General features: G+C 34.6%; 13 protein-coding genes and 1 tRNA gene. 10 read left to right on the top strand and 4 right to left on the bottom strand.

Annotated elements, in window-relative coordinates; genetic code table 11:
• Window positions 1-44: 44 nt before the first annotated feature.
• Window positions 45-119 (top strand) — tRNA-Val (locus BM296_RS17090).
• 19 nt (window positions 120-138) lie between these two features.
• Here the strand turns inward: BM296_RS17090 and BM296_RS17095 are convergent.
• Both BM296_RS17095 and gldJ read right to left on the bottom strand, forming a co-directional pair.
• Window positions 139-1,416 (bottom strand): UDP-N-acetylmuramoyl-tripeptide--D-alanyl-D-alanine ligase, encoded by a 1,278-nt coding sequence (locus BM296_RS17095; RefSeq protein WP_091904960.1) that lies wholly within the window; start codon window positions 1,414-1,416, stop codon window positions 139-141.
• 63 nt (window positions 1,417-1,479) lie between these two features.
• The gene (gene gldJ, locus BM296_RS17100; RefSeq protein WP_027068103.1) at window positions 1,480-3,147 is read right to left on the bottom strand and encodes a gliding motility lipoprotein GldJ; all 1,668 of its coding nucleotides are present in this window, start codon (window positions 3,145-3,147) and stop codon (window positions 1,480-1,482) included.
• A 440-nt stretch (window positions 3,148-3,587) separates the two neighbouring features.
• On the opposite strand from gldJ, the gene porV reads away from it, so the two are divergent.
• The 9 genes from porV to BM296_RS17145 all read left to right on the top strand — a co-directional run bounded on the left by porV (window position 3,588) and on the right by BM296_RS17145 (window position 13,153).
• On the top strand, window positions 3,588-4,736 hold the full coding sequence (gene porV / locus BM296_RS17105) for a type IX secretion system outer membrane channel protein PorV (RefSeq protein ID WP_027068102.1): 1,149 nt from the start codon (window positions 3,588-3,590) through the stop codon (window positions 4,734-4,736).
• A 125-nt stretch (window positions 4,737-4,861) separates the two neighbouring features.
• Window positions 4,862-5,347, top strand: a complete 486-nt coding sequence (gene cdd / locus BM296_RS17110; protein ID WP_091905292.1) for a cytidine deaminase — start codon at window positions 4,862-4,864, stop codon at window positions 5,345-5,347.
• A gap of 188 nt (window positions 5,348-5,535) precedes the next feature.
• Complete coding sequence (gene pdhA / locus BM296_RS17115; RefSeq protein ID WP_091904963.1) at window positions 5,536-6,534, top strand: pyruvate dehydrogenase (acetyl-transferring) E1 component subunit alpha; 999 nt, start codon at window positions 5,536-5,538, stop codon at window positions 6,532-6,534.
• Window positions 6,535-6,538: 4 nt separating this feature from the next.
• The gene (locus BM296_RS17120; RefSeq protein WP_091904966.1) at window positions 6,539-8,179 is read left to right on the top strand and encodes a dihydrolipoyl dehydrogenase family protein; all 1,641 of its coding nucleotides are present in this window, start codon (window positions 6,539-6,541) and stop codon (window positions 8,177-8,179) included.
• A gap of 86 nt (window positions 8,180-8,265) precedes the next feature.
• Window positions 8,266-9,315 carry a M28 family metallopeptidase gene (locus tag BM296_RS17125; RefSeq protein WP_091904969.1) on the top strand — a complete coding sequence of 350 codons (1,050 nt, stop codon included), beginning with the start codon at window positions 8,266-8,268 and terminating at the stop codon, window positions 9,313-9,315.
• Complete coding sequence (locus BM296_RS17130; protein WP_091904971.1) at window positions 9,315-9,995, top strand: SDR family NAD(P)-dependent oxidoreductase; 681 nt, start codon at window positions 9,315-9,317, stop codon at window positions 9,993-9,995. Before BM296_RS17125 ends, BM296_RS17130 begins: the two co-directional genes overlap by 1 nt.
• A 2-nt stretch (window positions 9,996-9,997) precedes the next feature.
• Window positions 9,998-10,600 (top strand): SprT-like domain-containing protein, encoded by a 603-nt coding sequence (locus BM296_RS17135; RefSeq protein WP_091904973.1) that lies wholly within the window; start codon window positions 9,998-10,000, stop codon window positions 10,598-10,600.
• A 1-nt stretch (window position 10,601) separates the two neighbouring features.
• Window positions 10,602-11,681 carry a mannose-1-phosphate guanylyltransferase gene (locus BM296_RS17140; protein WP_091904975.1) on the top strand — a complete coding sequence of 360 codons (1,080 nt, stop codon included), beginning with the start codon at window positions 10,602-10,604 and terminating at the stop codon, window positions 11,679-11,681.
• Window positions 11,682-11,683: 2 nt separating this feature from the next.
• A complete protein-coding gene (locus BM296_RS17145) occupies window positions 11,684-13,153 on the top strand; it encodes a DUF389 domain-containing protein (RefSeq protein ID WP_027068094.1) in 1,470 nt (489 codons plus the stop codon).
• Here the strand turns inward: BM296_RS17145 and BM296_RS17150 are convergent.
• On the bottom strand, window positions 13,150-13,917 hold the full coding sequence (locus tag BM296_RS17150) for an ABC transporter ATP-binding protein (protein ID WP_091904977.1): 768 nt from the start codon (window positions 13,915-13,917) through the stop codon (window positions 13,150-13,152). The genes BM296_RS17145 and BM296_RS17150 overlap by 4 nt on opposite strands.
• The gene (locus tag BM296_RS17155; protein WP_027068092.1) at window positions 13,917-14,654 is read right to left on the bottom strand and encodes an MlaE family ABC transporter permease; all 738 of its coding nucleotides are present in this window, start codon (window positions 14,652-14,654) and stop codon (window positions 13,917-13,919) included. The genes BM296_RS17150 and BM296_RS17155 overlap by 1 nt, the downstream gene beginning before the upstream one ends.
• Window positions 14,655-14,751 lie beyond the last annotated feature (97 nt).

Below are 14,751 nucleotides of genomic sequence, written 5' to 3' on the forward strand. Positions count from 1 at the left end.
AAATAGGATTAGTAGTATCTTTGTTCCCTTAATGATAATTTAAGGGGATATTAGCTCAGTTGGTTTAGAGCGCTGCCTTGACAGGGCAGAGGTCACCGGTTCGAATCCAGTATATCCCACTCGTCTTTTAAGAATAGTTCAAATCAAATCCAATACTCTTTCTAGTGCCATTCCTCTCGAACCTTTTATAAGTATCGTGGAGTTTTCTTGAATTTGATTTTCCTTTAAATAATCTTTTAAATTATCAAAACTCTTTAATTTGGTTGCAGTGGTTTTAGTGCGATTAAAATTTTCACCTATTAAAAGTACTTGTTCAAAATTTAGTTTTTTGGTTAAATCAGCAATATTTTGATGTTCTTCTTTTGCTGTGTTTCCTAATTCGAACATATCACCAAGAATTAAAAATTTTCTGTCTTTATTCAAGGTGTAAAAGTTTTCGAGGGCTACAGTCATACTAGAGGGATTTGCATTGTAAGCATCTAGTATTATATAATGTCCATTGGTATTTAATATTTGTGATCTATTATTGTTGGGAGTGTATTTGTCAATAGCGTTTTTTACCTCACTTAAATCAACATTGAAATATTTTGCTATTATAATCGCCGCACAGCAGTTAGTAAAATTATAAGCACCAATTAAGTTGGATTTTATAATCGTATCCTCAACTTTTATAGTAACAAATGGTTGGGCTTCTACTAATTTAATGTTGTAGTACTTAGAATTTTCTGAGCTAAATCCATATTTTTTAGTGTATGTGCCAAGTTTCTCTAATTGGATTGGGTCATCAGCATTTAAGAAAATAGACTTATTATTTAAAATCAAGTAATCATACAATTCACTCTTACCTTTTTTCACTCCTTCAATCCCACCAAAGCCTTCTAAATGAGCTTTGCCAAAATTAGTGATGTAGCCAAAATCTGGTTCTGCTATTTTACATAAGAATTCTATTTCCTTTAAGTGATTTGCACCCATTTCAACAATAGCAATTTCAGTATCTGGTTGTATTGTCAGAAGTGTTAAAGGAACACCGATATGGTTGTTTAAATTACCTTTGGTGGCTACCGTTTTGTAAGTTTTGCTTATTACAGCGTTAATTAATTCTTTAGTTGTGGTTTTACCGTTACTACCTGTTAAGCTAATAATTTTAGCACTACAGTAGTTTCTATGGAAATTGGCTAATTCTTGTAAAGCTGTTAGAACATCTTTTACTAGAATTGTCCTGTCATTAAGAATATATTCTTCTTCGTCTATAATTACTAAACTTGCTCCACTGTCAAGGGCTTTCTGCGCATATAGATTGCCGTTGAAATTTTCTCCTTTGAGAGCGAAGAAAATATCATTCGTTTTAATCTTTCTAGTGTCAGTGCTAATAGAAGGGTTTGCTAAAAAAGCAGAATGTAAATCTTGAATTTTCATAAAATCGAAGATAAAAAAAAGCCCTTTAAGAAAAGGGCTTTTTTTAGTTCGTAAGGAGAAAAATTATTTAGCTTTTTTTCCTCTAACTGTTTTATTCTTTGTTTTTGATTTTGAACCAACTCTAGACATTGCACATCTAAAGCCGATGTAATCAGTAGCCATATATTGAGGCAAGTATCTTCTTTGCGCAGGGTCTAACCAATAAGCTCTATCTCTCCAAGAGCCACCTTTGTAAACTCTAACTTCATCATTAATTAAGGTAGTTCTATTGTTTGAAGAATCATAACCTTTAACAAGATTTCCTAATGAATCTCTTTCTACCGAATGCTTAGGAGAGTTATACATTTTCTTATTTGGGTCTTCATCTTCACCATCATTAAATCTGTCATAAAATCTTGATGAACCAGAATCACCATCTCTGTAGCCTCTATTATCGCTAGAAGAGAAATTTGTTCTTAAATAAGTTTCTTCTTCATCAACAGGTACCATTTTTATTTCACCTGGTAAATTTACTGCAACTACTTTTCCGTTTGGTAAAGTATCATATACAATAGAATCTCTTAAGATGTTTACTTTTCCATCTTCGCCAATAGCGGTTTTCATGTATATATTACCTCTGTAGTAGTTAAAATCACTTACTTCGTCATCAACTATTGGTCGGTAAACATCAGCTGTCCATTCTGCAACGTTACCAGCCATATCATAAAGACCTAAGTCATTTGGCTTGTAAGACATTACTTGTGCTGTAATATCGGCACCATCGTCAGACCAACCTGCAATTCCGCCATAATCACCTTTACCTTGCTTAAAGTTAGCTAACTGATCACCTCTACCAACACGTTGTCCGTTTCTAGTGTAATCACCTTCCCAAGGATATTTTTTTCTACCTCTGTAATTGTTATATTCTCTTTGACCAACTTGAGCCTGAGCAGCATACTCCCATTCAGTCTCTGTAGGTAGTCTGTATTCTGGCATAATAATACCACTACTTCTTTTTGCGAAAGCGGACGTACTATCCTTTTTCATTTTTCCTTGTAGAGAATCAATTTGTCCATTATAAACAGATTCTGGTCTGTTTAAGTAAGCTTCGGTACTAAAGGTACCTTGTACTTCTCCTGTAGCGGCTTGATATTTTGCGTCTTCAGATAAGTAACCTTCTCTTTCTAGCATTACCTCGTTTACACGGTCTGTTCTCCATTCAGCAAATTGTGTTGCTTGAATCCAGTTTACACCTACCACTGGGTATTCTGCATATGCTGGGTGTCTAAGGTAATTGTTTGTCATTGTTTCGTTGAAGCCTAATCTATTTCTCCAAACCAAAGTATCTGGTAAAGCACCAACATAAATATTCGTGTACTTAGGATTTTCTGGAGGGTAAACACTCTTTAAATAATCAAGGTATTCCAAATACATTACATTGGTTACCTCTGTCTCATCCATGTAAAAAGATTGTACATGTTGCGATGTAGGGGTGTTGTTCCAATCGTGCATAACATCATCTTGTACTTTACCTTTGGTAAAAGTACCACCTTCAACAAATACTAATCCTGGAGCGGTTTCTTGCTCTTTGAAATCGGTATTGTATTGAAAACCACCTTCCTTGGCATTTATTTTCCAACCTGTAGCTCTAGACGTGTTTTTTGAAGATGAAGATTTAGAACAGCTACTAACTGTTAATCCTCCTACGATTACCGTGCATGAGAGTACAACTTTTATTAAATGTTTTTTCATAATTAGGACTTGAGTTCAATTTTCATATACTATAGTAGTTTGGTCGCTATAGAAATATGATACTGTAATTTCTTTTAATTTGTTTGTCACTTTCGCTCAATAGAACGGTGTTTTTATGAGAATATTTTATAATTGAAAATAATTTTAAAAATCTCAAATCGAACTGTCAATAAATTTAGGCTCGCTTAAATAGGTAAACGCTTAAAACAGCTAATTAGTATGGTTTTAAATATTTCTTTTAGAATGAATATGTAACTATATGTTTTTGGAATAAATTACTGGAAAGAATACTTATACTTTTAAGGTGGGAATAAAATTTTGTAAAAAATAGATATTCATGCAAGATAACGGGAAAATGTGCGTTTACATGTAAAATATAAGAGCTCGAAATAGGTTAATCACTATATTTCACCTTTAAAAATTTAAAGAACTATTTTAAGATGAGAAAAATTTCAATAATTTTCTTTGTATTGATTATCGGTAAAGTTTTTGCGCAAGATGATCAGCGTGTGATTACTACGGCTGTTCCATTTCTGACAATTGCGGCAGACGCTAGATCTGCAGGTATGGGAGATATGGGTGTGGCAACTTCTACAGATGCTTTTTCTCAACAATGGAACCCTGCTAAATTTGCTTTTGCTGAGCAAAAAATGGGAATTGGTGTTAGTTATACCCCATATTTAGAAAGTATAATTACGGATATATCTCTATTAAACGCCAGCTTTTATAACAAGCTAGATGATCAAAGTGCTTTTGCGGTTAGCTTACGTTATTTTACATTGGGTGAAATAGAATTAAGACAATTTGCAAATGATCCAGGAACAATAGCAAAACCAAATGAATTGGCATTAGATGGCTCATATTCTTTAAAACTAAGTCCAACTTTCTCAATGGCTGTCGGTGGTAGATATATAAGGTCTAACTTAAAATTACCGCAAAATGGTTCGGAAGATTCTCAAGCGGCCGGTTCATTCGCAGTAGATGTAGCGGGTTACTACAGGTCTAGGGAAATTGCTTATAATAATTTTGATGGTAGATGGAGAGGTGGTTTTAATCTTTCTAATATTGGTGGTAAGATTCAATATGATGAAGGTGGTCAAGAAAACTTTTTGCCAAGTAAATTAAGTGTTGGTGGTGGTTTTGATTTTATTTTAGATCAGGACAACGTAATTGGTGTCACTACAGAATTCAGTAAATTACTTGTGCCAACACCTCAGGATTATGATGGTGACGGAGATGTGGATGCTGCAGATAATGATATTTACCAAAATGAAAGTGGGTTCAGCGGTATTTTTAATTCTTTTTCAGATGCTCCCGATGGATTTAGTGAGGAATTAAAAGAATTTACATGGGCTTTAGGAGCTGAGTATACTTATCAAGATGCTTTCATGTTAAGGACAGGGTATTTTAATGAAAGTGAAGAGAAAGGGTCTAGGAAGTTTTTCACCTTAGGGGCTGGATTTAAATTTAAAGCGGCACAAGTAGATTTATCATACTTATTTTCAACTTCTCAAGTTAGAAATCCATTGGAAAATACACTTCGTTTTTCTCTTACATTTAATTTAGGTGAAGAGTTTTACAACGATTAATTTTAAAGATTTTATATTTTAAAAACCTGCTAAAAGCAGGTTTTTTTATGTACTTATATTTTTATGGTGTTTTTTTAACGACACCAGATTTATATTTGTAGATTGAAAAACAAAATAAACATATGATTAACCGAAAGAAGATAAGTTTTGATGTTACGGTGTACGATGCATTCAATGAATTAAATGATGCAGATCAAACTTTAATGTCAGCGGCTGTTAATGCTAGGCAAAGAGCATATGCCCCTTATTCAAGTTTTAATGTAGGTGCATCTGTATTATTGGAGAATGGAGAAATCATAGAGGGTAATAATCAAGAAAATGCATCTTATCCATCAGGCTTGTGTGCAGAAAGGGTGGCTGTTTTTTATGCTGGAGCTAAATACCCAGGTATGCACATAAAGGCTATTGCAATTACCGCGGCATCTTTAAATCATGAAGTTAATGAGCCTGCCGCGCCTTGTGGTAATTGCCGACAAGCAATTTCTGAGTATGAATTTAGACAAGGGGAACCTATAAGAATTTTATTAATGGGAGAGACTGGTAGTGTTATTGAGTGTAATTCTTTAGCAGATTTATTGCCGTTAGGATTTAATAGTAGCTTTCTTAATTGATGATTTTTGCAAAAAAGTATTGTAAATAAACACGTTATATACTTTATTTGTTAAGCATATAATTTCTTAATGGATTTGCTTCTATTATTTTTATCGGTTCATTTATATGTGTATTTTTGCTCTTCTTGTATACCTTGGTCATGTTACCTTGGTTATCAATTAAGAATTTAAACCTTTAGTTAAAATTGATGAAAAAAATCACCAAGGAAACATATTTAAAATGGTATGCAGACATGCTATTTTGGAGAAAATTTGAGGACAAATTGGCTGCTGTATACATTCAGCAGAAGGTAAGAGGGTTTTTACATTTGTATAATGGGCAAGAGGCTGTTTTGGCTGGTGCACTTCATGCAATGGATTTAACCAAAGACCGAATGATAACCGCTTACAGAAATCACGTTCAACCAATTGGTATGGGTGTTGATCCTAAAATGGTTATGGCAGAACTATTTGGTAAAGTAACCGGTACCTCAAAAGGTATGGGTGGTTCAATGCATATTTTTTCAAAAGAACATCGTTTTCATGGTGGTCATGGTATCGTAGGAGGGCAAATTCCTTTAGGTGCGGGTATGGCTTTCGGCGATAAATATGCAGGTAGAGATAATGTTACTTTGTGTTACATGGGCGATGGTGCCGTTAGACAAGGAGCGTTACATGAAACTTTTAACTTAGCTATGTTATGGCAATTACCAGTTGTTTTTATTTGTGAAAACAATGGTTATGCGATGGGAACTTCGGTAGCAAGAACATCTTTTTCTACAGAAATATGGAAATTAGGTTTAGGTTATGAAATGCCTTGTGGACCGGTTGATGGAATGAATCCTGTTACTGTTGCTCAAGAAATGAATAAAGCTATTGATAGAGCACGTAGTGGGGGCGGACCAACGTTCCTTGAAATGAAAACTTATAGGTATAGAGGTCATTCAATGTCAGATGCACAGCATTATAGAACTAAGGATGAAGTTGAAGAATACAAAAAGATAGATCCAATTACTCAAGTATTGGATATTATCAAAGAAAATAATTATGCAACAGACGCTGAAATCAAAGAAATTGACAAGAATGTCAAGGCTATGGTTAAGGAGTGCGAGAAGTTTGCAGAAGAATCAGATTATCCACCAGTAAACCAATTATATGATATGGTTTACGAACAAGAGGATTTTCCATTTGTTCAACATAAATTATAATTAGATGGCTATAGTAGTAAATATGCCCCGTTTAAGCGATACCATGGAAGAGGGAACGGTAGCTAAATGGTTAAAAAGCGTTGGAGATAAAATAGAAGAAGGAGATATACTGGCTGAAATTGAAACTGATAAAGCGACGATGGAGTTCGAATCTTTCAATGAAGGGACCTTGTTACATATAGGTATTCAAGAAGGTGATACTGCTCCTGTTGATAGTTTGTTGGCAATTATCGGTGACGAAGGTGAAGATATTTCAGCTTTGTTAGGTGGTGGTGCATCAGTTTCTGAATCAGAAGCAAAATCAGCTGAAGAAGAAGTCGTAGTCGAAGATAATTCTGAAGAAGTACAAGGCGGTGGTGAAATTCCTGAAGGAGTTGAAATAGTTAAGATGCCCCGTTTAAGTGACACCATGGAAGAAGGTACTGTGGCTAGTTGGTTGAAGAAAGTTGGTGATGATGTAGAAGAAGGGGATATACTAGCGGAGATTGAAACAGACAAGGCTACAATGGAGTTTGAGTCTTTCTATAATGGTAAGTTGTTGTATATAGGAATACAAGAAGGTGAATCTTCTCCTGTAGATGCGGTTTTAGCGGTAATAGGTCCGGAAGGTACAGATGTTGATGCTGTTTTAAGTAACAAATCTGGTGGAGCTAAAAAGAGTGTCTCAAAAAATACTGAAAAAGAAGAAGAGAAATCTTCTGTTGCATCCGATAATAATGAGGTTTCAAAATCAGTTGCAGATGGAGAAAGAATTTTTGCCTCTCCTTTGGCTAAGAAAATAGCGGCTGATAAAGGTATTGATTTAGCAAAGGTTTCTGGTTCTGGCGATAACGGTAGAATTATTAAAAAAGATATAGAGAATTATACTCCAAGTGCAAGTCCTGCACCAGTTGCGGCTCCAAGTGTAAAAACTGAAAATGCAATTGCTTCACAACCGGTTTCTATGGCTTTGCCATCTGGTGAAGAAGGGACAGAGGAAGTTAAGAATTCTAATATGCGTAAGGCTATAGCCAAAGCATTGGGGAATTCTAAATTTAATGCACCACATTTCTACCTTACGATTGAAGTGGACATGGATAATGCGAAAGCATCTCGTGCTCAAATTAATAGCTTGCCAGATACTAAAGTATCATTTAATGATATGGTATTGAAAGCTTGTGCTATGGCACTTAGAAAGCATCCTCAGGTAAATACTTCTTGGAACGGAGATACAACAAAACAACACAAACATATTCATATGGGTGTTGCCGTAGCTGTTGACGAAGGTTTGGTTGTACCTGTGGTGAAGCATGCAGATTTACTAGGTTTAACGCAGATTGGTAGTGCGGTTAAAGACTTAGCGGGTAAAGCTAGAAATAAGAAAATAGCACCTTCAGAAATGGAAGGTAGCACGTTTACGGTTTCTAATTTAGGAATGTTCGGTATACTTGAATTTACAAGTATTATCAATCAACCTAATTCTGCTATTTTATCTGTAGGTGCAATTGTTGAAAAGCCTGTTGTTAAAAACGGTGAAATTGTAGTAGGTAATACTATGAAATTAACACTTGCTTGTGATCATAGAACTGTTGATGGTGCTGTAGGAGCTCAGTTCCTTCAGACATTAAGATATTTTGTAGAGAATCCTGTTACTATGCTAGCATAGAATATTGGTTTTAAAATAGAATTGCTAAAAGCATCCTTTCAACGGGATGCTTTTTTTTATCTTTAGATTTTAAATTTGATTTTAATATGAAACATATAAGTACAGTATTTCTTAGCTTTTTAGTTTTAAGCTGTGGAGGAGCAAAAGTTGATCAGTCAACAGTTTTAAATCCTACCAATCCAAAAGGTGTAAAGGGTCAGGTTGTTACTAATGCAACTGTTGAAAAAACGGAAAGTAAAATATCAGCATTAAAGACAGGTACTGGTAGTTTTACAACGTCTGGTGATATTGAAACATCTATGTCTTTCTTGACTTCTGATGAACTGCAGGGTAGAGACACTGGAAGTGACGGGATAGCTAAGGCTGCAGATTTTATTCAAAATGTATTTGAAGAGTATAATATAGCTCCATATTTTGCATCTTATAGAGATACTTTATCTAATTATAGTGATGGTACGGCATATAATGTAGTGGGTTTTTTGCCCGGTACCGACGAAAAACTAAAGAATGAGATTGTTATTATAGGTGCGCATTATGATCATATTGGGATAATAAGTGGTAATGATGGTGATACAATTGCCAATGGAGCTAATGATAATGCGTCAGGAACAACTACCGTATTAGAATTTGCAAAGTATTTTGGTAAATTAAACGGCAATAAGAGAAGTATAGTTTTTGCGCTATTTTCAGCAGAAGAAAAGGGCTTAATGGGCTCAAAACATTTAGCCGAGAAGCTTAAAAATGAAAATATTGAATTATACGCTATGTTAAATTTTGAGATGGTTGGTGTGCCTATGGTAGATAAGGACCATAGCTTGTATTTAACGGGTTATGAGCTTTCTAATTTAGCCGAGGTTAGTAACAGATATGCGAATAAAAAATTAGTTGGTTTTCTTCCAAAAGCTAAAGAATTTAATTTGTTTAGAAGGTCAGATAATGCTCCATTTCATGATGCGTTCAACGTGCCTTCTCAAACATATAGTTCTTTTGATTTTACCAATTTTGGTGAGTATCATAAGGTAGGTGATGAAGCCTCGTTGATGGATTATAATTATATGGAAAAAGTTGTAAATGATGTTATACCTGTGCTTACGGGTATTATTAATTCACCTATTAAAGAAGTAAAGTATAACTAATGGAATACGTTATTGTAACAGGTACTAGTAGAGGAATTGGTTTTGAATTGAGTAGGTTATTTGCTGATGCAGGTTTTAAAGTATTGGCGCTATCAAGAAATGATAAACCTATTAATAGCCTTAAACATGAAAACATCGAAGCATTTCCTTTTGATGTATCTTCAAAAGAAGATCAAGATATGTTGTTCAAATTTTTAAAGGAAAATGATTGTACTGTTTCTGCGCTAATTAATAATGCTGGTAAATTAATTAATAAACCTTTTCTAGAGTTAACAGACCAAGAATTTAAATCTGTCTATGAGGTCAATGTTTTTGGCGTCGCTTCTATGACTAAGTTAGTTTTGCCTTTTATGAATAAAGAGGGTCACGTACTAACCATAAGCTCTATGGGTGGTATTCAAGGAAGTGCTAAGTTTCCAGGGCTTTCAGCATATAGTTCTAGTAAGGGAGCAGTTCTTACATTAACCGAATTATTAGCTGAAGAATTTAAAGAAACTGGTCCGGCTTTCAATGCATTGGCGTTGGGCGCAGTACAGACTGAAATGTTAGAAGAAGCATTTCCTGGATATAAAGCACCTGTAAGTGCCGTAGAAATGGCAGAATACATAATGGATTTCGCCTTAAAAGGGCAAAAATTGTACAATGGTAAAATACTACAAGTAAGCAGCAGTACTCCGTAAAAATGCAACAGACCTTAGCTAAATACTTGCCAGAATTAGCAGTTAGTCCTTGTTTTGAACTAATTAAAAATAGTCACGTTCATTTGAAAATTGTGAATGAGCGCGTAACTCGTCATGGCGATTATAGAAGACGAAAAGATGGTAATCATCAAATTACAGTCAATGCATCTTTGAATAAATATCGATTTCTGATGACCTTAATACATGAAATTGCTCATTTAATAGCTTTTGAGAAGTATGGTCGTAATATAAAGCCACATGGCTTAGAGTGGAAAAAGACCTTTCAGCATTTAATGCTTCCGTTCATACGTCCAGAAATATTTCCTGCACAACTTTTGCCATTATTAGCTAGGCATTTTAAAAACCCTAAAGCTAGCAGCGGTACAGATGCTCAGTTGGCTATTGCTTTAAAACAATTCGATGAACAACAATCAGATAAAACTTACGTTTACGAATTACCGATAGGGTGTGTTTTTCGCATCTATAACGGGAAATTATTTAAAAAAGGAAATAAACGAACCAAGCGTTATGAGTGCATAGAAATATCTTCGGGAAGGATGTTTTTGTTTCAACCCAATGCTGAGGTAGAATTAATAAAAAGCTGACATGAATAAAAATTATTATGCCGTTTTAATGGCAGGAGGAGTGGGGTCAAGATTCTGGCCTATAAGCACAAGTGAAAATCCTAAACAATTTCATGATATGTTGGGTACGGGAACCACGCTTATTCAAAAAACATTTCAGAGGTTAAATAAGTTTGTACCTGCCGAGAATATTTTGATTCTTACCAATGAGCGCTATAATGATTTAGTATTAGAACAGCTTCCAATGGTAAAGCAAGAGCAAGTAGTTCTTGAGCCTGCTATGAGAAATACAGCGCCGTGTATTTTATATGCAGCGATGAAGATTCGAAAAATGAACGAAGATGCTGTAATGATAGTGGCGCCTAGTGATCATTGGATTGAAGATGAGGATGCCTTTGCAAAGGATGTTACGGCATGTTTTAAAAAGTGTGAAACTGAAGATGTTCTTTGTACGTTAGGTATAAAGCCTTCTTTTCCAAACACTGGTTTTGGATATATAGAATATAATAAGACAGATAAAGCCCAACTTAAAAAGGTAAATCAATTTAGAGAAAAGCCAGATTATGAAACGGCTAAAGATTTTCTAGCTCAAGGAAATTTTCTTTGGAATGCAGGTATATTTATGTGGAGTGCAAAAACAATTGTAAACGCGTTTCAAAATTTTCAGCCTAAACAATATGCATTATTCAGAGATGGTTTAGTGTGTTACAATACAGATGATGAAAAGAAATTTATATCAGAGAATTATCCTAAAGCTGAAAATATTTCCATCGATTATGCTATTTTAGAAAATTCTGAATCAATTTATGTTAAGGAAGCAACATTTGATTGGAACGATTTAGGTACGTGGGGTTCTTTATATGATAAACTAGATAAAGACAAAAATCATAATGCCGTAGTAAATGCCAAGGTTCTGGCAGAAGATGCTAGTGGTAACATGATAAGGTCTAAGGCAGGTAAGGTTGTTGTTGTAGATGGTCTTAAAGACTATATCATTGTTGATAAAGATGAAGTACTTTTGATCTATCCTAAGTCAAAGGAACAAGATATAAAACAAGTTTTAAATAAGGTAAAGGATACCTTTGGTGATGAATTCGCTTAAGTATGGAAAACAATCTTGATCAAGATAATATTACCCCTAACAGTAACGAGAGCAATGGCGGTACTGAAGTTAAAAAAGATTTTCAAGGTCTTTTAGGTAGCGTTAAAAAGTTTTTGTCTGAATTATTGGATATTAGAACCAATACAGATCAGCAGGCTACGAAAGAAGCTATTATTGCTGATATTCCTTTTAAGGGGCATACTTCTTGGATTTTGATTTGTTCCATTTTTATTGCATCTATAGGTCTCAATGCCAATTCTACTGCGGTGGTAATCGGTGCGATGTTAATTTCTCCACTTATGGGGCCTATTTTAGGAATAGGCATGTCTGTGGCAATTAATGACATTGATACGTTAAAAAGGTCATTGAAGAATTTTGCCGTAATGGTGGTTCTAAGTGTAATAACTGCATATTTATTCTATCGTTTCTTTCCTTTGAGAGATGAGTCTTCGGAGCTTTTAGCAAGAACAGAACCCGATATTAGAGATGTTTTAATAGCATTTTTTGGTGGTTTGGCATTAGTAATTGCTCGTGCAAAAAAAGGAACTATTGCCAGTGTTATTTTTGGTGTAGCAATTGCTACTGCATTAATGCCTCCGCTGTGTACCGTAGGTTTTGGTTTGGCAATAGGTAACTGGTCTTATGCAACAGGGGCAATGTACCTGTTTATTATCAATACTATTTTTATAGCACTCGCAACCTTTTTGGTCATTAAGCTTTTACGTTTTCCCATGGTTCGCTATGTGAATTCGCAAAGAAGAAAATTGATCGGAAGATTGGCTTCACTATTGGCAATTTTAGTGATGATACCGGCCGGTTTTACATTTTATAGTGTGTTCAAAAAATCTTTATTCAATAGAGATGCCGAAACTTTTATTACTGAAAAAATAGTGCCTTACCAATTTTCTGGAGAAGGTAAATTTTTAAAAGATTTTAGTGAAGTCATATACAACGATGATGGTAATTCTAAAATTGAATTATTTTTTATGGGTAATGAAGGTATACCCGATAATGTAATTGCTACTTGGCGAACTCAAATGGCAGAATTTAAGCAACTTGAAGGTACTGAGCTTGCTGTTGTTCAAGGTTCTAAAAGTGACGAAGCCAACGAGCTTAAATACGTTAATGAGTTATACGAATCTCAGAAAAGTATTTTGACGAGTAAAGATGAGAAGATTCAGCTTTTAGAAAGTGAATTGGTTAGGTTAAACCAGATATCATCCAATCAGATTCCTTTTAAGGAGATTAGTCTAGAGGCAAAAACAAATTACGAGAATTTGGATCGCATAGGTTATGCATATTTAATTTCAACAGATTTTACTAAAACCGATAGTATACCTTTATTTGAAGTGACTTGGAAAAAGGAAGCGAAAAGAGCAGAAACGGTAAAGGATATGAATAAGCTGCAAGATTGGTTGCGTCTTAGGTTGAACAATAAGAATATTCAGATAAAAGAGATGCCCAAAGATTAGTTTTGTTCTTGAATGTACATTTGTCTCACTTTTTTAAATAAGTCAGATGAGTAGACGAAATTAGTTACCGCTTCATTATCGGTTTTGAAAATTTCGTTTTTGGTACCTTCCCACTCTAATAACCCATCTTTAAGAAAGATAATTTTCTCTCCAATTTGCATTACAGAGTTCATGTCATGTGTATTTATGACAGTTGTAATGTTATATTCCTCTGTAATTTCTTTGATGAGGTCATCTATAAGAATAGCTGTTTTGGGATCTAGACCAGAATTTGGTTCGTCGCAAAAAAGATATTTTGGATTCATTACAATTGCACGTGCAATAGCAACACGTTTTTGCATACCGCCAGAAATCTCGGAAGGAAATTTATGATGTGCATCAATAAGGTTAACTCTCTTTAATACCGCATCAACTCGATCTTTCATTTCCGACTTCGACTGGTTGGTAAACATTTCTAAAGGGAACATAACATTACCTTCTACCGTCATACTATCAAAAAGGGCACTGCCTTGAAAAACCATCCCCATCTCTTGTCTTAATTCACGTTTTTCATCATCGGTATGATCAGAATATAATTTACCGTCATATGCTATACCTCCTTCTTCAGGGACAAAAAGACCTAATAAACATTTAAGAAAAACAGTTTTCCCAGAGCCACTCTGTCCAATAATTAAATTAGTTTTTCCTTTTTCAAAAGTTGTGGTAATCCCCTTAAGAATATGAGCTTCGCCAAAAGATTTATGTATGTCTCGTACGTCTATCATTATCCTAGTAAAAGTTGGGTTAAAATATAATTTAGTATGATGATTACAACACTTGTCCAAACAAAAGCAGTTGTGCTGGCTTTCCCAACCTCTAAGGCTCCCCCACGCATATAAAAACCATGAAAAGATGGTATCGTTGCAATTACAAATGCAAAAATTAAGGTTTTGACAAAGGCATATGCTATATGAAAAGGAACAAAATCAGACTGTAGTCCTGTTATAAAATCTTCACTGGTTAAGAATCCCCCAAACACGCCTGCCATCCATCCGCCAAATATTCCAACGTACATAGAAATAGCAATTGCAAAAGGGTAAAATAGCATTGCTATAATTTTAGGAAAAACTAAATAATTAAGAGAGTTAACGCCCATAACTTCTAAGGCGTCTATTTGTTCTGTAACCCGCATTGTACCAATACTAGACGTAATGTAAGAACCTACTTTACCCGCCATGATAATGGAAACAAATGTGGGTGCAAATTCTAGTATAACCGATTGCCTAGTGGCAAAGCCAATCAGGTTTCGTGGAATTAACGGGTTGGTAAGGTTAAGCGCAGTTTGTATGGCTACAACGGCACCTATAAAAAAGGAGATGAATATAATAATACCCAATGAGCTAAATATTAACTCATCTATTTCTTTGAATATTAGGGATTTCATTATTCTCCATTTCGTAGGTTTTTTAAAAACCTCGCGGATCATAATTGCATAGCTTCCTACAGATGCTAAATAGTTCATTCTTTAAAAATAGATTTCTTATTGTAAAAATAACAATAAAGGACTTGATTTAACCTGAGTTTAATCTTTAAAGGGGTAAATTATTTACATTTGCGTT

The sequence above is a fragment of the Maribacter stanieri genome (assembly GCF_900112245.1).
Lineage (GTDB): Bacteria > Bacteroidota > Bacteroidia > Flavobacteriales > Flavobacteriaceae > Maribacter > Maribacter stanieri.